The organism is Mesobacillus persicus, from assembly GCF_900109925.1.
Lineage (GTDB): Bacteria > Bacillota > Bacilli > Bacillales > Cytobacillaceae > Mesobacillus_B > Mesobacillus_B persicus.
Map to the genome: position 1 here is coordinate 119585 of NZ_FOBW01000008.1, position 23196 is coordinate 142780.

General features: G+C 41.2%; 20 protein-coding genes. 5 read left to right on the plus strand and 15 right to left on the minus strand.

Features of this window, described 5'->3' with window-relative positions:
* Positions 1 to 27: 27 nt before the first annotated feature.
* From BMX30_RS12560 to BMX30_RS12595, 8 genes are all read right to left on the minus strand, one after another.
* Positions 28 to 1461 (minus strand): NAD-dependent succinate-semialdehyde dehydrogenase, encoded by a 1434-nt coding sequence (locus BMX30_RS12560; RefSeq protein WP_090745973.1) that lies wholly within the window; start codon positions 1459 to 1461, stop codon positions 28 to 30.
* 28 nt (positions 1462 to 1489) lie between these two features.
* Positions 1490 to 2260, minus strand: a complete 771-nt coding sequence (locus tag BMX30_RS12565; protein WP_170843872.1) for an SDR family NAD(P)-dependent oxidoreductase — start codon at positions 2258 to 2260, stop codon at positions 1490 to 1492.
* A 77-nt stretch (positions 2261 to 2337) separates the two neighbouring features.
* A complete protein-coding gene (locus tag BMX30_RS12570) occupies positions 2338 to 3273 on the minus strand; it encodes an alpha/beta hydrolase (protein WP_244532593.1) in 936 nt (311 codons plus the stop codon).
* Between the two features lie 59 nt (positions 3274 to 3332).
* Positions 3333 to 4988, minus strand: a complete 1656-nt coding sequence (locus BMX30_RS12575) for a flavin-containing monooxygenase (RefSeq protein WP_090745977.1) — start codon at positions 4986 to 4988, stop codon at positions 3333 to 3335.
* 737 nt (positions 4989 to 5725) lie between these two features.
* On the minus strand, positions 5726 to 6433 hold the full coding sequence (locus BMX30_RS12580) for a FadR/GntR family transcriptional regulator (protein WP_090745980.1): 708 nt from the start codon (positions 6431 to 6433) through the stop codon (positions 5726 to 5728).
* 678 nt (positions 6434 to 7111) lie between these two features.
* Positions 7112 to 8413: a (Fe-S)-binding protein gene (locus BMX30_RS12585; RefSeq protein ID WP_090745983.1), complete on the minus strand. Its 1302-nt coding sequence runs from the start codon at positions 8411 to 8413 to the stop codon at positions 7112 to 7114.
* Positions 8410 to 9822 (minus strand): FAD-binding oxidoreductase, encoded by a 1413-nt coding sequence (locus tag BMX30_RS12590; RefSeq protein ID WP_090745985.1) that lies wholly within the window; start codon positions 9820 to 9822, stop codon positions 8410 to 8412. Before BMX30_RS12590 ends, BMX30_RS12585 begins: the two co-directional genes overlap by 4 nt.
* 42 nt (positions 9823 to 9864) lie before the next feature.
* Positions 9865 to 10557: a FadR/GntR family transcriptional regulator gene (locus BMX30_RS12595; RefSeq protein ID WP_090745987.1), complete on the minus strand. Its 693-nt coding sequence runs from the start codon at positions 10555 to 10557 to the stop codon at positions 9865 to 9867.
* A gap of 446 nt (positions 10558 to 11003) precedes the next feature.
* Here BMX30_RS12595 and BMX30_RS12600 point away from each other — a divergent pair, with 446 nt between their 5' ends.
* Genes BMX30_RS12600 through BMX30_RS12610 form a run of 3 tightly spaced genes read left to right on the plus strand, consistent with a single transcriptional unit; the run spans position 11004 to position 12968 of the window.
* Positions 11004 to 11759, plus strand: coding sequence for an SDR family NAD(P)-dependent oxidoreductase (locus BMX30_RS12600; RefSeq protein ID WP_090745989.1), 756 nt, complete (start codon positions 11004 to 11006; stop codon positions 11757 to 11759).
* A 21-nt stretch (positions 11760 to 11780) separates the two neighbouring features.
* Positions 11781 to 12212: a MarR family winged helix-turn-helix transcriptional regulator gene (locus BMX30_RS12605; RefSeq protein ID WP_090745992.1), complete on the plus strand. Its 432-nt coding sequence runs from the start codon at positions 11781 to 11783 to the stop codon at positions 12210 to 12212.
* A 21-nt stretch (positions 12213 to 12233) separates the two neighbouring features.
* Positions 12234 to 12968: a glucose 1-dehydrogenase gene (locus BMX30_RS12610; RefSeq protein ID WP_090745994.1), complete on the plus strand. Its 735-nt coding sequence runs from the start codon at positions 12234 to 12236 to the stop codon at positions 12966 to 12968.
* A 110-nt stretch (positions 12969 to 13078) separates the two neighbouring features.
* On the opposite strand, the gene BMX30_RS12615 is transcribed toward BMX30_RS12610, so the two are convergent.
* The 4 genes from BMX30_RS12615 to BMX30_RS12630 all read right to left on the minus strand — a co-directional run bounded on the left by BMX30_RS12615 (position 13079) and on the right by BMX30_RS12630 (position 17237).
* A complete protein-coding gene (locus BMX30_RS12615; RefSeq protein ID WP_170843873.1) occupies positions 13079 to 13834 on the minus strand; it encodes an SDR family NAD(P)-dependent oxidoreductase in 756 nt (251 codons plus the stop codon).
* Positions 13835 to 13888: 54 nt separating this feature from the next.
* Positions 13889 to 15364, minus strand: coding sequence for an aldehyde dehydrogenase family protein (locus tag BMX30_RS12620; RefSeq protein WP_211482072.1), 1476 nt, complete (start codon positions 15362 to 15364; stop codon positions 13889 to 13891).
* Between the two features lie 115 nt (positions 15365 to 15479).
* A complete protein-coding gene (locus BMX30_RS12625) occupies positions 15480 to 16445 on the minus strand; it encodes an MBL fold metallo-hydrolase (protein WP_090746004.1) in 966 nt (321 codons plus the stop codon).
* Between the two features lie 39 nt (positions 16446 to 16484).
* Positions 16485 to 17237, minus strand: a complete 753-nt coding sequence (locus BMX30_RS12630; protein ID WP_090746006.1) for an SDR family NAD(P)-dependent oxidoreductase — start codon at positions 17235 to 17237, stop codon at positions 16485 to 16487.
* Positions 17238 to 17328: 91 nt separating this feature from the next.
* Between BMX30_RS12630 and BMX30_RS12635 the strand changes: the two genes are divergently transcribed.
* Both BMX30_RS12635 and BMX30_RS12640 read left to right on the plus strand, forming a co-directional pair.
* Complete coding sequence (locus BMX30_RS12635; protein WP_090746008.1) at positions 17329 to 18885, plus strand: amidohydrolase; 1557 nt, start codon at positions 17329 to 17331, stop codon at positions 18883 to 18885.
* A 130-nt stretch (positions 18886 to 19015) separates the two neighbouring features.
* Positions 19016 to 19789: an IclR family transcriptional regulator gene (locus BMX30_RS12640; protein ID WP_090746012.1), complete on the plus strand. Its 774-nt coding sequence runs from the start codon at positions 19016 to 19018 to the stop codon at positions 19787 to 19789.
* Here BMX30_RS12640 and BMX30_RS12645 read toward each other — a convergent pair whose 3' ends face one another.
* Genes BMX30_RS12645 through BMX30_RS12655 form a run of 3 tightly spaced genes read right to left on the minus strand, consistent with a single transcriptional unit; the run spans position 19790 to position 23135 of the window.
* Positions 19790 to 20515: an enoyl-CoA hydratase/isomerase family protein gene (locus BMX30_RS12645; RefSeq protein WP_090746015.1), complete on the minus strand. Its 726-nt coding sequence runs from the start codon at positions 20513 to 20515 to the stop codon at positions 19790 to 19792.
* A 12-nt stretch (positions 20516 to 20527) separates the two neighbouring features.
* A complete protein-coding gene (locus tag BMX30_RS12650) occupies positions 20528 to 21304 on the minus strand; it encodes an enoyl-CoA hydratase/isomerase family protein (protein WP_170843874.1) in 777 nt (258 codons plus the stop codon).
* Positions 21273 to 23135: a CaiB/BaiF CoA-transferase family protein gene (locus BMX30_RS12655; RefSeq protein WP_090746021.1), complete on the minus strand. Its 1863-nt coding sequence runs from the start codon at positions 23133 to 23135 to the stop codon at positions 21273 to 21275. The genes BMX30_RS12650 and BMX30_RS12655 overlap by 32 nt, the downstream gene beginning before the upstream one ends.
* Between the last annotated feature and the right edge of the window lie 61 nt (positions 23136 to 23196).

A 23196-nucleotide genomic window follows, 5' to 3' on the forward strand; every position in this document is an offset into this window, starting at 1 on the left:
AGTATTTTAATGGCAACTTACTAGTTATCAATTTTGCTTAATTTTCATTGATACATATTTCTCAACTAAATATTCTTGTAAACCATACTTTCCACCTTCTCGACCTACACCACTTGCTTTTACCCCACCGAAAGGAGCTTGTGCAGTTGTTGGCATTTCATCATTTATTCCAACAATTCCATATTCAAGGTTTTCCATCATACGGATCGCACGGCTAAAATCATTTGTAAAACAATAGGCTGCTAGACCATATTGAAAGTGATTTGCTCTTTCAACTACTTCCTCTTCAGATTTAAAGATAAAAATCGGCGCAACTGGTCCAAAGGTTTCCTCCTTTGCAATATCCATTTCATCTGTAGCATAATTGATCACTGTAGGTTCAAAAAAGCAACCATCCATATGATCAAGCTTTGCTTCTTTTCCTCCTGCGATAATTTTGCCACCATGATTTATTGCATCATCAATTTGTGATAAAACCTTAGATAAAGACTCTCGATTGATAAGTGGACCTATGTCTGTGTTTTCATTCAGTCCATTTCCGATGACCATTTTACTTACTTTTTCAGCAAATAAATCACCAAACTGATCCGCTAAGCTTTCGTGAACATAAATTCTATTTGTACAAACACAGGTTTGACCAGCATTTCTGAATTTACTAGCTATGGCACCGTCTACAGCCGTTTCTAGGTCTGCATCTTCAAAAACAATATATGGTGCATGGCCACCTAGTTCCATTGAAACTTTTTTTACTGTATCTGCTGCACCGCGCATCAATTCAATTCCTACTTCTGTTGAACCAGTAAAAGTTAATTTACGGACCGCAAAACTCTCATTAAAAGTGGCCGCTATCTCCTGAGAGGGCCCTGTTACTAGATTTGCTACTCCGTTTGGTAGACTTGCAGCATCAAGGGCCTCAAAAATTAATTTTGCTGTAAGAGGTGTTGCTGATGCGGGTTTAACAATCACCGTACAACCTGCTGCAAGTGCTGGAGCGATTTTTCTAGTGATCATGGCTGCTGGGAAATTCCAAGGTGTAATTGCCGCAACGACCCCAACAGGTTCCTGTAATACAACGATTCTTTTATCAACACTTGAAGCTGGAATCGTATCGCCATAAATACGTTTTGCTTCCTCTGCATACCAATCAACATAAGATATTGCTAGATTTACCTCTCCAATAGACTCCCTTAATGGTTTGCCCATTTCAAGTGTGATTGTTTTTGCAATATCTTCTGCTCGATCCCTTAATTGGCTAGCAAATTTTTTTAAAAATTCACTCTTTTCTCCAGCTGTTTTCCTTTTCCATATCTTAAAGGCTTGTTCGGCAGCTGAAATAGCCCTTTCTGTATCTTCTCTATTTCCATAAGCCATCTCCCCAACCTTTTCTTTGGTTGCTGGATTATTAATCGTGAAACTTTTATTTGAAACAGATGGGGTCCATTCGCCGTTAATATAAAGCATTAAGCTGCCTCCTCGTTTACTATGATATTTAAATCCCCCTTGCCTGCGCTCCACCATCTATTGAAATTGTTTCCCCTGTCATATAGGAAGAAGCATCAGAAGCTAAAAATAAGACCCCTGCTGCAATTTCTTCTGGTTTTCCCATTCGTCTCATTGGAGACTTACTTATTACTTTTTCCATAAACTCTTTATCAATTTCTTTTATAGCTGCTAGAATAGGAGTATCCGTATAGTAAGGGGCTATACCATTTACCCTTACGCCCCTCTCGGCCCATTCAGAAGCAAATGCCTTTGTAACCATGTTTACTCCACTTTTACTAACACTATAAGCAAGGGAGCCAGTTACGGCTTGTTGGGAAGCAGCTGAAGAGAGATTAATGATTGAACCTTTGCCTTGCTCTAGCATGACTTTGCCCACTTCTTGGGTAAACATGAAGACACCCGTTAAGTTTACTTCCAAAATCTTTTGCCAAATCTCTAATGGAAACTCCTCTGCCGGTGTTCTTTTGGAAGTGATTCCTGCATTATTAACTAATATGTCAATTGTGGAAAACTTTTCAAGGGTCATGTTTACAACATTTTTAATATCATTAAGGTTTGTCACATCACATGGAATGACGAGAACTTTCGCTCCCTTGTCTCTCAGTTCTTCTGCAAATTCTTCAAGACCTGTTAATGTGAGGTCGCATAGAACTAAATTACTTTCGTAATTGGCGAATCCCCTTGCAATACTTTTTCCAATCCCTCCATTAGCCCCCGTAATTATGGCTGTTTTTCTGTCCAAATTAAAAATATCCAACTTAATCCCCCCAGGTACTAATTGGTAGTAATCAAAAATAAGATTAACCGGTTTTACTATTCAAAACCTTCAGTCTTTTAATCTTGGTTTATTTCACAAAGAAAGCTGTCGATGGTAGAAATAGTTTTTTTAATTTGTTCAGGGAAAATTTCCATATAAGTAAAATACCCGTGAACTAATCCTTTTTGGCAAAAGGATTGAACTGTTACCTCCGCTTCTTTTAAGCGTTTTACATAAGCTAATCCATCGTCGCGGAGGACATCATTTTCCGCAACGATTACAAGTGCCGGCGGTAAATTTCTTAAATCTGCGGCCATTAGGGGGGCCGCATATTTATCAATTTTATCCTTTTCATCTCTAATGTAATGGTTAGAAAACCATATCGATAGTTCCTTATTTAGACCGAAACCGTTTTCAAATTCTTTATAAGAGTCTGTGTCTACATTAAAACTCGTACTAGGATAGATCAGTACTTGTGCAGAGATATGGGGTCCCTTGTTATCCCTGGCCATCATGGAGACAACCGCAGCCATGTTTCCTCCAGCACTATCACCACCAACTATAATAGTAGAAGCATCTCCATTGATTAACGCTCCATTTTTGCTTACCCATTGCAGTGCCGCATAGCAGTCATTCACTGGAATTGGAAACTTAAACTCTGGAGAAAGCCTATAATCTACTGAAACTACGATCCTTTCAGTTTGTTCGGCAATCATTCTGCACGTTGCATCGCAAGACTCTAAATCACCTAGAACCCATCCTCCACCGTGGAAATACATAAAAATAGGGCAAGGGCCGTCTACTTTGGGCGTATAAACTCTAATTTTCACCTTTGCATCCTGATTGACAGGAATAAAAAGGTCTTCAACTTTCGCAAGCAGTCCAAGACCTGCTTTTTCACCTGAAGGCTTCTTAAATAACTCTCTGATTGTTTCATGACCTAACGAAAGGTTTTCCAATACTAGGTCAAATCCTTTAATATATACTTTTGCCTCTGGTAAAAGTTCAGCCAATTAATTTCTTCCTTTCTTTGTACATTTAACATATTGATAAGGAATAAGTAGGTTTACACTCAATTTGAGGAATTTACTTTATTGCGTTTATCAGCAAATAGAGAAAAACCTTCATACCCCTTATCTACAACTTCTTTACAAATCTCAAGATATTTCTTAAAACCTCCTAAATATAGAGGTAGTCCTCTTGGTTTCCCTGGTATATTTGCCCCTGTCCACCAAGACTCCGTTTTAACAAAAAGTGTATTATTAGCTAACTCTACAACCGATTTACTCCATCCAGCTTCGGCTTCCTTTTCCGCCTCTATTATATTTAGGTCATGTTCACGGAGATACTTCAGACACTTAATAATCCATTCAACATTTGACTCAATCACTGCGACGTTGTTGGTAAATCCCGCAGGACTTTCAGGTCCAGTGATTAGGAATAGGTTAGGAAAACCAGTTGTTGCAAGTCCGAGATATGTGCTTATCTGTCCTCCATTTTTCCATTTTTCCTTTAATGAGATTCCATCTTTACCCCTAATATCTATTTTGAACAAGGGGCCGGTAATAGCATCATAACCTGTCGCAAATACAAGAATATCTAAGTCATATTCCTTTTCAATTGTTCGTAGTCCCTCCGGAGTAATTTCCTCAATAGGCGCCTTTTTTACATCAATCAAGCTGACATTATCACGATTATATGTTTCTAAATAATCGGTATTTAAAACTTGGCGTTTCGTTCCATAATAATAAGTTGGCATTAATTTTTCTGCTGTCTTGGGATCCCGAACAATTTCAGGGATCTTAGAGCGGAGGAATTCTGCAACTGTTTCATTCGCTTTTTCATTGGTAAATATATCTGTATAACCTGGCATAAACCCGCCTTTTTCCCAAGCTTCTTCCAGTGCTTGCAACCTTTCTTCTTTGGTTACGTCAAAAATCGAACAATTCATTGGCTTCCTTAAATCACCAGTAGCGCTATTTCGAACTTGTTGCTTAATTTCTTCATAGTTTGCTTTTGTTTTTCGGATATACTCAGGATCAAGCTGATGATTCCTTGCTGGAATCATATATTGGGGAGTACGCTGAAACACTGTTAGGTGGTCAGCCTCTTTTGCTATTATAGGGATTATTTGTACACCACTTGATCCAGTCCCGATGACACCAACACGTTTACCTTTAAAATCTACTTTCTCTTTCGGCCATTTTCCGGTATGATACCATTCACCTTTGAAGTTATTTAATCCTTTAAAGTTAGGAACGTTGGCAGCTGAGAGGCCACCTACGGCAGGGATGAAGTACTTAGCTGTTACACTAGTACCGTCATTTATGTAAATCCGCCAGTTCTCGTTGTCCTCGTCATAATGAGCGGCCGTGATGCGCGTATTGAGTTGAATATCTTTCCGTAAATTAAAATTATCTGCAACGTAGTTGAGATAACTTAGAATCTCCGGCTGATCAGGATACCTAGAACTCCATGTCCATTCATTGTAGAGCTTTTCTGAGAACAAATAGGTATAGACTATGCTTTCCGTATCACAACGTGCTCCAGGATAGCGATTATGATACCATACTCCTCCTACATCCTCGGCTGCCTCAAATACTTTGGCGGAAAAACCAGCTTCACGTAAACTATGAAGCATGTACATTCCTGCAAAACCTGCACCAATGATGACTGCATCGAAATCATTAACTTGACTTGGTTTAGAACCTTGTTGAGCAACATTCATATTATTTTCTCCCTCCTGATAAAGTGTTTTAAAATCTCTCAGAATAATTTTAATGAATATTCAGACTAATAAACTGACAAATCTCCCTATTAGTTATTAAATCTTTATGTTGTGAAAAAATTGAGCTATGGTTTGCAATTAATAACATATAAATCTTCTAATTAATTTAGTGAAGTCTCTTCATCAATAAATAATAAAATATTCGCACCATTTGTAAACGCTTAATCAACTTGTAATACAATCATACAAGAATGTAAAATTATTTTCAATCTATTTTTTGAGTTTTCACAATATTCTTGTTGTTTTGAGTCACTCTAAACTTTTTTGTTTCTTGAAGAAGAATTTTATTGTTTATTCTAATTAGTTATCCTTTTCCAACACAAGCTTAACGTGCTATTTGTTAGTACCCATTTCAGACAATCAATTTTTGTAATTTGAGCTTTTAATCGATTTAGTTTTTATAGTGTTGAATTTTTCCGTTACGTCCTCTCTACCGCAGAAATGCATATTGGGGTGTAAAAAATTTTAGGAAGTATAAAAAAAATCCCCATTTCATTGAATAGTTGGGGATTTTTTACCTATACGTACTAAAAGCAATACGACTGGTAAAGTGCTAGTCATTTGTTTAGTTTTTTTAACTGAAAAATCAATATTGGGTATCTTTTAGAAAATAGGAGGATAATGCTACTATGGTTGTAATCATATGCTTTGGCTGTCAAAAAAAACAAAGGGTCTATTTAATTCACGCGTGGATCCCCAAGTTTTCTCCTTGCATTTGTTAAATGTTCTTTCATATAAAATGCAGCTGCTGTTTTATCTCTTCTTTTAATTGCTTCAAAAATATTTTGATGTTCCTGGTACACTTGTTCCCGCTTTTCTTTTCTACCCACGTTTTTCTGTAACGAATATGTAAGTGCTTTTTGGTAAAGGTCTCTTACATTTTCTACTGATTGTGTTAGAAAAGAATTTTTGGCAGCTTTTACGATAAGCATATGGAAAGCATAATCTGCTCTATCTCCAACAATGGACTCATCATTAATTGTATCTGACACTTGCTGAAGTGCCACATATATCTCCTTAATATCTTCTTCTGTATGCCTTTCTGCTGCAAATGCTGCCGCTTCTGACTCAATTACTGTTCGCAATTCAAGCAAGTTATAAATTTCTTCATCTGTAATCATTTCAAATGCAACCGTATCTAGTAGATCTTCTTTGCGCATTTTTTTTACAAAGTTTCCGCCACCTTGAATCGATTCTATTAGCCCACTTGCAACGAGCACACTAATTGTTTCACGAATAGGTGCCCTACTAACACCAAACATTTCAGCAAGCTTATTTTCGGATGGAAGTTTTGAACCTTCTGGAAAATCCCCATTTCGTATTTTCTGTTTTAATTGTTCAAGTATTTGGTCTGCTATTTTCATTCGCTTTACTGTATTAACCATAAAATCCTCTCCTTAAAAAGGTGTAAATGAATGGCTAAACCTCGAAGAATGTAGAGGTCTTCACAATCTATTAGTTTTACAATATTCTCTTAATCCCCTCTTGGTTACAATTTTTCCACCTGATGATGAATACGTTAATTTTATGAATATTTAGATAATTCTAAATAAAACTTTCCTTCTTACTATAAATTTATTCTTGGTCATTTAAATAACTTAATTATGTTAAAGTTTCAATGTTGTATTACAAGCATACAATTATCAATTCTCATAGTCAATATTATAATCTTCAATTCAGCTATGAATAGTAAATTTATATTTCTGTTCTAATAAAAAAGTTCTGGGTCGTGGGATTGTAGCACTCTGAACCATCTTTTCCAATGTGCTTGGCATCGGGCTTGAACATACAAGGATGTAGACACGTGGATGTGGATACTGAGGATAAATAAGCCAACAATAGCAAAAATAAGCGTAAATAATCGCCAACTGTAATTAGATGGGGATTATTTTACGCTTATGCGAAACAGAAATAGACAAACGGTTTGAAAGTAAGGAGTGCCTATTAGCTGGTATTTGTTGGTCTAAGGGTACCGCCACGTCCCGTTATGTTAGGAACATCATTCTGCTAAATTTCAGAAAATAGATTATCCAACCTATAAATCTATTTATAAGTTGTTTAGATTAGGAGATTCCAGTCACTTCTGCCAAGTATTCCACTAAGTGAATAGCGCGCATGCTTTCTTTCAAATTTTCACGATCAATTCCCAACTTCATTTGAATCAGGCATCCTGGATTAGTTGTAATGATGGTCGTTGAGTTTGTATCTCTTACATTCTCCATTTTTTGATCCAAGATCTCCATTGAGGCATCATAATTCACAATGTTATAAATCCCTGCCGAACCACAGCACATATTCGCATCGTTCATTTCTATGAATTCTACGTTAGGTACGCTTTGGATTAATTGAAGTGGATCTTCTGTTACTTTTAGAACATTTGTCATGTGACAAGATCTTTGATACGTTATCCTTTGCTGTGAACAGCCCTTCGCTTTAATGCCTCCGCATAAAACAAGGATTTGGGAGATATCTTTCGTTTTATCCGAAAAAAGTTTCGCGCGTTCGACCCACATTGGTTCATCCGCTAATAAGTGATCATATTCGAACAGCATTGCCCCGCAACCGCCGGCATTATTGACAATAAAATCTACTTCTTCCTTCTCGAAAGCTTCAATATTCCTTTTTGCTAAACTTTTACTTTCTTCTAATTCTCCCGAGTGAGCATGCAAAGCTCCACAGCAAGTCTGATTCTCTATGACAATTACGTCACAACCTGCCTCGGAAAGAAGCTTGACGGAAAGATGGTTAATCTTTCTGAACATGGCATCCATTACACACCCCACAAAGAACGCGACCGTATACTTTTTGTCCCCTTTAGCTGGTGTAACACGGAGAAGACTTGTACGTTCCCTAGGGGATACCGCAGACGGGGTGATTGCTTCAAATTCACCTAAATGAGAAGGCAATTTTTTCATCAAGCCGCTCTTTCTTGCTAGTTTTTGAATCCCGCTTTTTTCATATAACCACATGGAATTTCCGATGAAATTCATCGCTTTACGGCTAGGGAAAACCTCTTTAAATACGGTGTTTCGCAAAATTCGAACTGGAGTAGGCGACTTTTTACGTCGTGTGATTGCCGCTCGAGCTGCCTCTAGAATGCCCCCGTATTCAACCCCAGTAGGACAGGCGGTCTCACACGCACGGCAGCCAAGGCACAATTCCATTGGTTCTTCCAGAACGGATAAATCTGTAATTCTTCCTTCCCCTACCATCTTGACCAAATTAATTCTCCCTCTTGGCGAATGAGTTTCCTTCCCCATCGTCGCGTAGGTAGGGCATACTGGCAAACAATAGCCGCATTGAACACAGCTGTTTGTTTTTTCATATTTAAGTTCTTCTTTCAACTGTTCTAGGTCTTGCTTCATTCGCTTAACACCAGCCTTTGCCCCGGCTCTGGGAATATCTTTCCGGGATTCATAATATTATTCGGATCCCAAGCTTGCTTAATTTTTCTCATCATATCTAATCCCTCGGCTCCCAATTCCATTTCCATAAATGGAGCTTTCATGGTACCTATTCCATGTTCCCCAGACAAAGTTCCTCCCAATTGCACGGCTGCTTCAAAAATCTCCGAAACGGCTTGTTCTACACGCTTCATTTCTTCTTTATCCGATTTGTCTGCAATAATATTGGGATGAAGGTTACCATCCCCGGCATGACCAAAAACCACTAGGTGCACATTATACTTCTTCTTGATTTCCTGAAGTCGACGACACATTTCTGGGATTTTGCTCCGGGGAACGGTTGCATCCTCCGAGATTTTGGTTGGCTTAATCCTGGCAATGGCGGGAGAAACAAGCTTTCGTGCCTTCCAGACCTCTTCTGTTTCTGCCTTCGTTTTGGGCACTCGTACTTTTCTTGCCCCAACTTCTTTACATACCTCTGATACCTGTTCAGCTTCATCAATAACCGCAGACGGGTGCCCATCAAGCTCGATGAGAATCAACGCTTCAGCATCCCTAGGAAGCCCAGATGGTTGATAATTTTCTACAGCTACTATCGAAGCTTGATCCATCAATTCCATTTTCGATGGCAGAATTCCGGAACAAAAAATCTTCGATATCGCTCTTCCTGCATCCTCTAGGCTATTAAAAATAGCCATCACTGTTTTCGAAGCGGGCGGTTTTGGAATCAAGCGCAAGATGGCTTTAGTAATGATTCCTAGAGTACCTTCGGACCCTACAATGAGTTTGGTCAGATCATAGCCAGTTACGTTTTTCACCGTCCTGCCACCTGTCCGGATGAGTTCTCCCTGTGGCGTTATTATTTCCAAGCCAATGACATAATCCTTGGTTACTCCGTACTTCAATCCTCGTGGCCCACCAGAATTCTCCGCTAGATTTCCACCTATAGTGGAGACATGAGAACTACTAGGATCAGGCGGGTACATCAGACCTTTCTTTTCGGCTGCATTATGAATATTCGCTGTTAATATACCTGGAGACACAACGGCAACTAGGTCTTCTTCATGAATTTCTAGTAAATCATCCATAACGGACAAATCGAGTACCATTCCACCTAGGACGGGAAGTGGACCTCCACTTAAACTAGTCGCTTGACCGCGAGGATAGACCGGGATTTTCTCTCGATTGGCTAATTTCACAAGTGCAGCCAATTCCTCTACACTTTTGGTCTGAATAACCACATCTGGTAAATATGTACCAAACGATCCATCAAAGGAATAGCTGAAACGATCGGATTCATCTGTCAACACCCTTCCTGTTTTTACGGTGGATATAATTTCTGTCAAATGTGCAGAGGTAATTGTTTTCATTGAATGTTTGTTCCCTCCCTTGTTTTCCTAAATAAGACCAGTTTAAAAAAGCAAGCTTATTTTTTTCTCTGCATTTTTCAAGTGAATAATAGACTGGATTTTTGCCAACTCTGGTTCTTCCGTCTCAATCGCTAATAGGATATCCTGGTGTTCTTTAAGAACGGCCTTCCGTCTTTGTTTTAACCCCAAATTAGGCTCGAGTGTAATCTTTAACGCTCTTTCATAAAGAGCAGATAAACTCTCCATCGTGTGAATCATGATTGGATTCTGCGTTGCTAAAATAATAGATTGATGGAATTCGATGTCGGCCTCTCTCCCAGTTTTCTCCTCATCGGCATATTCTATTTCCAGCCATTTCATGGCCTTTTGCATTTGTTCCAATTGTTCTGGTGTACGTCTGATAGCAGCTAAATAGGCAGCCTCAGGCTCTAAAATTTTTCTCATCTCAAATAGATGTTTGATGACTTCTTTATCATCGTTCTCGATACGAATTTGATGCAGCAAGAAAGTTGCGGCTCTTTCTTCAACGTAACTACCCCCACCTTGCCGTGAACTAATCACACCTGCTGCCCTTAGAACACTAAGTGCCTCTCGGATTGGAATTCTACTTACACCAAAATGTGCAGCTAGTTCCATTTCTGTAGGCAATTTTGAACCTGGAGGATACTTTCCGGTTTCAATCATATTTAGCAATTCACGAGAAATCGTTTGCGATACTTTTACTTTTTCAGCCATAACCCATCTCCTATTCGGAATTACCACAACCTGTAATACAAATTTTATGATGAAGAGGAAATCAAGTCAATATTTATTAAAGAATATTCGGATAATTAAGTTAATTATCCGTGTTTAACAAATTTTGGGGAGAATAAACTTTAAAGGTAATAAAATTTGTAATACAAAAATGTTTTTATATAAAATAAAGGACCTTTGACTCACCTGTCAATTAATCTAAAAAAATCCAACCTAGAGATGATCCCCATTTATTTCTACTCACAAATAGCCGATTTCTTGGAATCGTCTTGCTGGGGGATGGCTAAATAAAGCTATGCCACAATTGATGTCCCATCCCCCTGTTTTCTATGGGAAAAATAAACCTATCTCTAGTCAAAAAATTAGTTTAATGCTAAACTATTTATAAATAGTTTAATACTAAACTACTTTTAGAAGGGATGATTCAGATGGGGAAACTGCAAGATAAAGTCGTTATCATTACCGGCGGTGCTGCTGGCATTGGGAGCGGAATGGCGAAGTCGATGGTAAAAGAAGGGGCCATTGTCACGATTGTTGATCTAAACGAAGAAACCGGTAAAAGCATGGAGAAGGAACTTCAAACCATTTCGCCACAATCGATGTTTCTAAAAGCGAATTTGATGGACCAAGAAAACCTTGGTAACATCGTAACCACAGTCGTTGAAAAATACGGAAGACTCGATGTTCTCGTAAATAACGCCCATGCATCTAAGCAAAAAACCATTGAAGAAACCACAAAGGAAGATTTAGATTTGTCCTTTGGAACTGGATTTTATCCAACCTTTTACTTGATGCAGGCGGCACTTCCTTATTTGAAAGAGTCAAAAGGAAACGTGATTAATTTCGCCTCTGGTGCAGGATTAAATGGTCATGAAACTCAAGCTGCATATGCCGCAGCAAAAGAAGCAATTCGAGGGGTTACAAGGGTAGCCGCTAATGAATGGGGCCGGTTTGGAATCAATGTGAACATCATTAGCCCAATTGCCAATTCCCCAGGTGTCGAGGCATGGGCAAAAGCTCAACCGGAATATTATGAAGAAGTGAAAAGTAGAATACCATTAGGATACTTCGGCGATATTGAAAAAGATATTGGCCGTGTTGCCGTATTCCTTGCTTCCGAAGATTCTCAGTATATTACCGGACAGACCATCATGGTAGATGGCGGAACAACGATGCTTCGCTAAGCTAGATATGGAGAGGATAATTTGCAAGAAAAAGATCTTTTTAAACTCATTCACATGATTGATAAAATTAATAACGAAAACATTGTCAGATTTACGAAGGCTTTCCCCTACCCTCTTGGAATTTCTCCGATTCTTGTATTGTCGGATTTGAAAACAAATGGGGTCCAAAAGCAAGTGGATTTAGCCGATAAACTCGGCTATACAAAAGGGGCAATGACGAATATTGCTACGAAACTTTTAGATTTAGGTCTTGCTGAAAAGGTGTTTGATGAAACCGACCGCCGGGTCATTCAACTGCGGATTACCCCTGCTGGTAAAAAGGCATTATTAGAAGCACAGGCGATTGGTCAAAGCTTATTTATGCAACATTTTGAAGCCTTAAATGAAGAGGAAATCAAACAGTATTTTAAAATTCAAGAAAAGCTCTTAAAACATATGAAAGACCAGAAATAGAGCATATTGGGAGGTATTTTAATGAGCCGATTAGCTGATAAAGTTGCGATTATTACAGGTGGTGCACGAGGAATGGGAGCCAGTCACGCCCGCTTGTTTGTCAAAGAAGGAGCAAAAGTCTTGATTGCCGATATTCTTGAGCAAGAAGGACAAGCTCTTGCCGATGAACTAGGAGAGAATGCAAGGTTCATGAAACTAGATGTCACCAACAAAGAAAACTGGGAGCAAGCGATTGCTTTTACAGAGGAAGCATTCGGCCCGGTGAATGTGTTAGTGAATAACGCCGGAATCACGATGAATAAATCGATCGAAGAAATGACTCTAGAAGAGTACAAACGTATCGTAGAGATCAACCAAGTGTCGGTATTTCTAGGAATGAAAGCAGTTATCCCTTCGATGAAAGAAGCAAAAGCCGGTTCGATTGTGAACATCTCATCAATGAACGGCCTAGTCGGTGGTGCGATTGGCTATACTGATACGAAATTTGCTGTTAGGGGAATGACCAAAGCAGCCGCGCTAAGCTTGGCTCACTATGATATTCGCGTGAATTCCGTACACCCAGGTGTCATTGAAACACCAATGATTGTCCAAGAAGAAACAAAAGACGCCGTCAAAGAATTTGCGAAATACATTCCGAACGGCCGAGTTGCAAAACCAGAAGAAGTATCGAACTTAGTTCTGTTCCTTGCTTCGGACGATTCCAGTTATAGCACAGGGTCAGAATTCGTCGTTGATGGTGGAATGACTGCAAGATAGAAAAAAATCCCCCATTTCTGAGGGATGGTAAAGGTTGAGCTTGAAACTGGCATCCAGTTTCAAGCTCAACTTTTTTATATTGGCTCGTTTTCAAAGATTCTTGTGGTGACTTATCGCCCAAACGTATGCCCTCCATCAAGGTAAATCGTTTGTCCTGTCATAAATCGACTGTCATCACTTGCGAGAAAGACAATGCCTGGAGCGATATCCCCATCAGGGTCCCCTAAACGCTGAAGAGGCACTGGCGCCATCGTCGCTTTATAGCCTTCGGGATCACGCTCTCTCCAACTTTTCGCAGCGGGTGTTAATGCCCCTGGTGAAACGACATTCACGGTAATATTGTATTCTCCAAACTCCCGCGCTGCCGTTTTCGTCAAACCACGAATTGCTTCTTTTGCCGAACCATATGCAGCGAATGTTTTCATCCCTTCTATTCCGGTAGCAGAACAGGTATTGATAATGCGCCCTCCTTTTATCTTTAAATAAGGAAAGCACGCCTTCATGAAAAATAACGTTCCTAATGTTCCTGTTCGCCAAGCCAATTCCATGTGTTCTTCTGTCGTATCAACAATTAACTGTGTCGATGAAGCTTGCGCATTGTTGATAAGAATGTCGACCGTTCCAAATTCCTCGACCGTTCGTTTCACGACCTGCTGAACTTCACTTTCTTTGGCTACATCACACTGAACAAATAATGCGTTTCCACCGCCAGCGTTGATTTCACGAGCAGCCGCTGATCCTGTTTCTTCATTAAACTCTGCGATTGTAATCGCTGCACCTTCTTTAGCTAATGCCATCGCGTATGCTAACCCCAAACCTTGACCAGAGCCCGTAATAATCGCGACTTTTCCATCTAATTTCCCCAAATTCCCGCTCCTTTCCTCCATGGAATTGGTGCTGTGGGTTTTCGTATTTAAGTCTTACCCTATCTCAATCATCACGGTTTTTTCCCTTGTACTTTCTAAAATCGAATCTTTTCCAAATCCACTATCCTTAAATCCTCCAAATGGCAACTCAACGCCGACCCTGCGATACGTATTCACCCAAACGTTCCCTGCTTCGATTCGCTGAACCATTCGCTGCGCTCGTGCAAGATTGGTTGTCCAGACCCCAGCGGCTAGTCCGTAAGAGGTATCATTGGCAATTTCAAGTGCTTCTTCCTCGGTGTCAAATGGAATGACGACAGCCACTGGCCCGAAGATTTCCTCCTGACATATACGAGCAGTATTTTTCTCCATTTGAATTAACGTTGGTTCGACCCAATATCCTTGGGCAAATTCAGGCTGATCCGGTAATAAATTTTCTCCTCCACGTCTTCCACCGTAGACAAGTTTGCCACCTTCTTCGAGACCTAAATCAATATAAGCGCAGACCCTTTCGTACTGCTGTACGTTGGCAATTGGACCCATCGAAGTCATAAAGTCCATTGTAGGACCAAGTTGAACCTCACTAGCAATCTTTTCTTTCATACGTACCAACATTTCATCAAGAATTGATCGTTGAATCAAAATTCTCGACCCACCGACACAAATTTGTCCGGCATTTCCAGTAAATATACCGTTTGTCGTGACTCCTTCAGCGGCTTTGTCCAAATCTGCATCTTCAAAGACAATATTTGGTGACTTGCCCCCCAATTCAAGGGTTAATGGCTTTGGATCACGAACCGTGGACTGAACAATGCTTCTTGCCGTCCGACCAGATCCTGTCAAACTTACACGATTCACACCTTTATGGCCGACAAGCGCGTCGCCGATTTCACTTCCTAGCCCCGAAATCACGTTTAACACACCCGGTGGTAAAATTTCAGCAAGCATTTCACCAAATCGTAAGGAGCCGATCGCGGCCAATTCTGAAGGCTTAATAATCACAGTATTTCCAGCTGCAAGAGCGTAAGCGGCTTTCAAACTAAAAGTAAACAACGGGGCGTTCCATGGAATGATCCCTAATACCACACCTAATGGTTCACGAATTGTATACCCGAAAGAAGTTGGCCCCAGTGGAGTCGTTTCCCCGCGACTTGCAATCGACGCCTGACCCGCAGCATCGTACCAAATTTGTTTTAACACCGGAATCAATCCATAACTAGATTCTCTGATGACCCAACCATTATCTTGTGTTTCCAATGCTGAAAGTTCTTGACCATGTTCGGTCAAACTATCGCCAATCCGTCTTAAATAATCCGCGCGTTCTGTTGCAGGCAACGCCGCCCAACTAGGAAATGCTTTACGCGCCGACTCAACCACTGTTTCCACATCTTCTGTCGTACATAGTGGGATTTGTGCCCATACCTGTCCTGTCGCAGGATCGATGCTCTCCATTGTTTTTCCTGATGAAGATGGTGCTAGCTTTCCGGCAATAAGATTTTGATAGTGTTTCACTTCATTGATAATGGTCAATATAATCACCCTTTCAATCCTTATCATGGTTCTTTATTCTTTGATTCTATGAAAATCGACTTAGTCATTCAATGGAGCTTTCCACAGTAAATGACAAGAATTTTTGGATAATATTCTAGTAAGAATTTACAGCCTTTTTAAAAAAATAATAAAGTCCATCATGATGATCTTTCTCCATTTTTACATGCCCGAGGGATTCCAAATAAACTAGATTTGTAATGGTTTGAATCAAAGCAGAACTTGCTCGTTCATGTGACAGATTGCTTCCATAAACAAACTGGGACACTTCAAACGCCGTACTTCCCTTCTCCTGAATTCCCTGAAGCGTTTGTGCCCACCTTTTTTCATAGTGACCAAGCAACTTTTCTATTCTTGCGTCGAGATCAACTATCTGCTGGCCATGTCCAGGAAGAGTGTATTTAACCTTAATTTCTCTTAGTCTTTTTAAGGCAGAAAGATACCCTTGTAACGGGTTATCTCCCTCCTTTTCAGAGATAACAATCGGATTGATTCCCTGTAAAATATGATCCCCCACTAAGAGAAGTTGATCTTGCGCTTGATAGAAAGCAACATGGTCTGGTGAATGACCAGGCGTTGGTATCGTTTGATAGATACTGTCACCTAATAAAAGTTCTTGATTTTCTTGAAACAAGACATCCGGTTTAAATTGATAAGCTTCAAATCGGTGGAACCGATCTTCTTGCCCTGTTTGTACAACCATCCCATGCTGTTCAATGAATGACCCGAGTGAACTCCTATACTTCTGGTCAACAAATAAGGAGCGAGCCCGCTGCAATTCCTCATACCCCTTGACTGACATCCAAACACTTGCTTGATAGTTTTGTTGAAACCATCCTGCTAAACCAAAATGGTCTGCATGGGCATGAGTGATTACAACCTTTTCAATCGGGATACTCGTTCCTAATGTTTTTACCCAAACCGCCATCGCTTCTTCCGTACAATCTCCTGTGTCCACAACCGTAAAGCCATTTTTCCCTTCTATTAAATAGCAATTCACTTCTCTGAAATCATAAGGAATCGGAATTCGGACCAGATAGACGTGGTCTGTAATCTTTTCCATTTTAAAAAACCTCCTCGCCTCTCCATTTCCTCAACAAGCCTAACGAACCATCACCGTTCCCCCATCCACCATCAGAGTCTGTCCGGTAATGTATTCCGAATCCGAACTAGCGAGGAAAACGGCAGCCCGGCCAATATCATGCTCACAATCTCCTATTCTCTTAAGTGGAACAAGTGAAACCATTTTATTGTAAGCATTCGGGTGTTCCTCCTGTAGGCGCTCCACACCTGGGGAGTTTGCGATTGGAGACAGAAGATTTACATTGATTCCATATCGACCCCATTCTGTGGCCGCTACTCGCGATAATCCACGAATCGCCTCTTTTGTAGCAGCATAAGATGCTTGTTTGCTGAGTCCAATCATCCCCGCGGCTGAGACAAAATTGATCACTTTCCCTTTTGTTGCCTTTAAATGCGGCAAAGCGCTTCTCATGAGAATGAAAGTCGACCATAAGCCCGTGTTCAATGCCAAGTCCATCACATCATCTGTTGTCTCTTCTAATGGAACGTTTTTCGAACTTTGTGCATTGTTCACTAAAATATCAATCTTCCCAAATCTTTCAACCGTTTTATCGATTAAACTAGGTAATAGCTCTCGATTATTCACATCTGCCTGTAAAAATAAAGCATCACAGCCGATAGCAAGTAATTCGTTTTCCGTTCTCTTCCCCTTTTCCTCATTCAACCCGACGAAAACAATAGAGGCACCTTCTTTCGCAAAAGCAAGGCAAATGCCTCTACCAATCCCGGAAGATCCTCCCGTCACAAAAGCCACTTTATCTTTTAATTTCATTTATTGCTCCTCCCTCACTGAGTTATTTGAATAGTTTGTTATTATTGTCTAAAATAAAAGGAACTATATTCTTTGTTTAGGAGAATCTTTCATGCAGCCAACTCTTCCTGCACATCTACTCATTCAAAACGTCAACGTCCTCACAATGGATCCTAACCGTCCCTTTGCCTCAGGCGTTGCAATCGCTGATGGAAAAATAATCGGCATTTTAGATAAGGAAACCAACTGGCCTCTTAGTCCACAAGGTAAAATCGTTGACGGAAATGGTCTTACCTTGATGCCCGGACTGATTGATGCCCATTGTCACCTGCGCGCACAAATAAGCCAAATGTCCGCACTCTCTTTTAGTAGGGCAGATATCACTGGGATTGACGAAATGATTCTCGCAATCAGGGAAAAAACCAGGACTCTCCCCAATGGCACATGGATTCGCGGCACTGGCTATGATCCTTTTTATCTAAAAGAAAAACGTCATCCAACACGCTGGGACTTGGACCAAGCCACCACCCATCATCCAATTCGCCTTCGCCATATAACGAGACATGCTAGCGTGTTAAATAGCTTAGCTTTAAACATGGCAGGACTGAATGAATTCAGCCAAGATCCACCCGGTGTTAAGGTCGAGCGACAACCTGATACCAATATCCCTACAGGCGTCATTTATGGAGGAGATTCTTGGCTTTCACAGCATGTGATTCCCCCTATCACAACTTCAGAACTCGAAAACGGTTCTGGACAATTGCAAAGGAATTTGCTTCAAAGAGGCATTACCGCTGTTCAAGACGCAACCCCAACGAGTTCGATTCAAGATGTAAAGTTTTGGACCGCTCGAATCCAAGAAAATAAATGGCCAATCACGATTCAACTAATGGCATCAGCTATTCAACATCAGCAAATGGAAAAACACCTCATAAACGAAACCAATCACCAAGTCAGAAAAGGGCTTGAAATAGGGCCAATCAAAGTTGTTTTAGAAGCAAATCCTGATCTTTTCCCAGCTCCAACGGAACTGACACAGATTGTCGTGAATGCAACAGCGAAAAACATCCCCGTCGCGATCCATGTTGTCGATCCCGAAATGGTTTGGGCAGCAGTCGACGCGATTGAAACTGCACGATCAAAGTTCCCAAATAACCTAGTACGACATCGACTTGAACATCTTAGCCTTTGCCCTGATGCGTTTTTACCTGCGATTTCCAAGGCAAGGATCATGGTTGTTACAAATCCAAGTTTCATTTACCAACATGGCGATCGTTATTTATCTGATGTCGATCCAACCGAACGAAATTGGTTGTATCCAATGAATTCAGTCCTACAATCAAAAATTCCACTGGCGGCTGGTTCGGATGCACCTGTTGCTGTTTCCGACCCCTGGATGGGAATTCAGACAGCATGTACCCGCGAGACCCTTTCCGGAATGCTTGTGAATCAACATGAAAAACTAGACCGCTATCAAGCTTTATCCCTTTATACGGTCGGCGCGGCGTTGGCAGCAGGCTGGCAACACAAACGAGGAATGATTCATCCACAATTTGAAGCCGATTTAATTTTGATTGATCAGAATCCATTAAACTGCCCGGAAAGAGAAATAAACAAAATCCAGGTGAAAAAGGTCTGGATTGGTGGAAATCTCGTTTTTCAAAGCTAGCAAACCCGTAATTTCCTAGTTTGTTAAATTTTTTGAATTCCCTTATAATTGACTTAACCATTCATTTTTCTTAAATAACAAAAAGCCAGCTCATTATCGCGGCTTATTGCAAAGTAATTGGGGGACCATCATGGAAGCTAAAAAACAGATTCATAAACTAAGTACAGTAGACAATGCCATCTCGCTTTTATCCCTTTTTCTAAAATACGATTCCATCGGATTAATGGATATTGAACGTGAATTAGGCATTTCAAAAACAGCAGCTTTCCGTTTAGCGGTTACTTTAACGGATCGTGGGTTTTTAGTTAAAAACTCCAAAACAAAACAGTATCACCCTGGCCCCATTCTTTTTCAACTCAGCCGTAAATTCCAAGTGAATGATATTATTTCGGTCTCGCAACCATATATTCAGGAGCTAGCCAGTTTGACCAATGAATCTGTTTATCTCTCGATTCGTTCTGGGAACAAGTTTCTATTTTTAACCGGAATAGATAGTGTGTACCCTGCCAAAGTCACGAGCCCATTCGGTGATGAAATTGACTTGTATTTTGGTGCTGCTGGGAAGCTCCATATGGCATATATGTCGTCTGCTGATATTGATACCTACTTCAAACGTGTCGTACTTGAACAATTCACACCCGCTACCCACACAGAACCAATTCAGCTTAGAGCGGAACTGAAGAAAATTCGTGAAAATGGTTATTCTACGAGTCTTGGAGAAAGGGATCCCGATTCTGCCGGTATCGCTGCACCGATTTGGGGGCTGGGCGAAGAACCAACAGGTGCTCTAGGAATCTATCTTCCTATGTCCCGACTAAATGATCAAAAGCTTCCTGAACTAATCGCGCTGGCGAAAGGGTATGCTGAGAAAATTTCGGCTGAAATTATCTTAGAAAAAGAATAGCTACCGAGTTGCCCATGAACGGGCGACCACCACTTTTTCTCTTAAAAGACCTTGCGACAAACTTCCATCCAAACCGTGGCAAACTAACGATTTAATCCATTTAGCACGCTGCGGATTGCCTTGGACGATGTTTTTCATATAGTCAACCGTAGTTGGAATCATCACATCTTTAGGAATGATTTTACTTATGAAACCAAGTCGATAGCCTTCTTCAGCGGTTATTTGTTCTCCTAACAAGGACATCTCCAGCGCTTTTCCCTGATGCACAAGTCTTGGCAAGCTTTGAGTTCCCCCCGCTGCGGGGACCATGCCAATTCTTCCTTCTGGAAGTGCCAGTTTGGTTCCTGGCGAAGCAAACCGAAAGTCAAATAACATCGACATCTCAAGTCCCGAGCCAACGGCAAACCCATGAATAGCACTAGCAATTGGCTTTGGGAAACGCCTAATTTCATCCCATAGGTCATGTTGCAGTCGAATTCTTCGTTTGCGAATCACCGTCGATTCTGTACCAAACTCTGTCAGATCTGCCCCTGCACAAAATCCACGACCTTCTGCTTTGACAACAACACCATCAACAGTTGAGTCATCACGCAGAGCCAAGAACGTTTCATATAATCCATCACGAATTTCCACATTAAAAGCATTTAATATTTCAGGCCGATTTAAGGTCACAATGGCAATGTTTTCATCCTTTTCTAATAAAACCGCTGGCTCCAGATTACTCACGTTCCCCCTCCTCTACTGACTTTTGAACTGAGGTGTTCGCTTTTCAAGAAATGCCTGGACGCCTTCCATCCGGTCCCCATTCGTTTGTAATAGCATATATAGGTCCAATTCTAATCTTAGAGCCTGTTCGAACGGCATCTCACTCCCCTTTACGACACACTCTTTCGTATATTGAGTGGAAATGGACGACATCCTCGCCAAGTTTTTACCTAGCTCACAGGCCGTAGCCCACACTTCCTCCAACCTAGCTACTTTCGTAACGAATCCTCGTTGAAATGCCTCGGACGCTTGCATCCTTTCTCCTCCAAGCAGCATCGAAAGTGCCGGACCTTTGCCAATCAAGCGCGGCAATCGCTGAGTGATTCCACCTGCTGGAACCACCCCCCAAGATGATTCAGGTACTCTAAAGCTCACATCTTCAGATGCAATACGGAGATCCGCCACACAAGCTAAGCTCATCCCCAATGACTCACACCTGCCATGGATCGCCGCAACAATCGGAAAAGGCAGTTTCCCCCATTCCTCTATTGCATCAGCGGCAATTTTTGCCGCATGGTACGTTTCGTCTTCTAGCTCTTGTTGAAAAACTGGGTTGAGTCCGATGGAAAAATCCGCTCCCCGTCCACCTAACACAATTGCCTTTATATCGTCTAGTTCTTGTAAATCTCGCGCTAAACAAGATAAATCTTTAGCCATTTCAGCATTTAATGTGTTTTGATTCGCTGGCTGATTTAGCATGACATGAACAATCGATTCCTCAGCCCAAACTTCGAGAAAACGGTACTTCACAGCCATCCCCCTTTCCATCTTTTATTAAATTAAAAATGAATTCATTATGCTGACCAAGTTCTGGCGGTGGTTGTGTAGGGACATCCCACCCATCACTATGCCAAGGTACTCCAAGGGTCGGTTCGCCTCCAGGTATGGAAAGAGTGGAAATGCGTTTTTCTTTATACAATTCTGCAATCTCACGAACAGGAGCCGAAGTTTTGTTCTTTTTTTGAAACAGTATTCCTTGTTCAATAAACTGTAGTGCCGTTTCATATTGAGATACATCGATATGCAAGCCCCTACCATTTTTAGATTGAAAAAACAATCCAGCAGCAAGGACAAACGCCCCATGGATTCCTGCGTTAATATCACTAATTGAAAAACCTGGGAGGCATGGGGCATCCACTCCTGTCAAAGCAGCAATCCCTGACATCGCTTCTAACGTTGGACCATACCCAACGAAATCACGATAGGGCCCTGTTTGCCCAAAAGCCGAAAGAGAAACAATGGTTAGCCCAGAGTGGAGTTTCCATAGTTCTTCACTTGTAAAACCAAAATTCTGCATCACACGAGGACTAAAATTCTCCACTAAGATGTCACTAGTAGCAACCAATTCCAAAAATCGTTTTCGATCATGTTCCAATCGAAAGTCGAGAGTAACCCCCAGTTTGTTGCGATTCAGTTCTCTAAAAAAAGGAGCAGCTGACCCCTGATTCATTCGAATCCCATCAGGTCGATGGGGCGCTTCAATTTTAATTACTTCTACACCTAGATCAGCAAAGATCCTTGTGCAATAAGGTCCTGACCACATCCCCGTCAAGTCGAGAATTCTTAAGTCTGACCACTTTGAAACTGAGTTCCTTCTTTTATACTGTTCATTTTCTTGTTTCACTTTCCAAGGCAATGCAAGGCAGGGGGTTCCCTCAAGAGAATTTGTCCAGGCTTCTCGAAAAGCTAACTGCGGACACTGGAGTAGTTCCCCAGGTGTCTGCACTTTCGCAAACGGAAGTCGGAATTGTTGACCTGCCTGAAATAACTCTTCTTTTGGCAGCGTAGTGGTCCATGCAGAAAGGTTCTCCTCTAAATCGAAACAACTCTCCAAACGACCCTGATTCGTCTTCCAGGCCGGTCGGTCAGACAACTCTGCCCATCTTCTTACTAGCTCCCATTTTTCATCAACAGGGGCCGCAACCAATGCATAGCCATCTTTTGCAGGAAGGAGCGCCATTGGGGCCAAACGATAATGGCGGTTCCCTACACGCCCCCTTGTTTCCCCTGTAGATAGGAAGGTGGAAAAGGCACCTTCAAGCGCACTCACCATAACGGTTAGGGCATCGACCTCTACGAATTTCCCCTTTCCATTCCAAGAACTTTCGATGCTCACAAGTAAACCCGCGGTTGCAGCATGAACACCGACCAAGCAGGTTGCTGGATGTCCACCGATAAGTAGCGGTTTTCCAAGCGGGTCCCCCGTTAACTCCATCCAGCCCCCAAGCGCCTGAAGTGAAGCTTCTTCTTCTTGAAGGTCAACTCCTTTCGGAACCTGAATTTTCACACCACTTAATCCAAGCTTCTGACACCTATTCTTTACCCATTCATCCAAATCAAAGTGACTAGTCCAAAGCACTATATCCCACACTTGCTTAAAAAGTGTTTCAATTGCCCTCTTTGCTTCCAACTCTGTAGAAACCTCGATGATTTTGAGGCTCTCTTCCTGGATAAATGGTTTTATAGACTGAACCTTTGTGACACTCGCACCACTTTTAGCTAGTAGCTTTATTGCATATTCACCGGACGGTCCCTCTGTTAGATCTAATACTCGAAGCCCAGTTAACAGTTTCTTTTCCATAGACCTTTTCCACCTCCCCAAGCTCAGATCTATTCTTTAAAAACAAACAAAGTGAACCTTT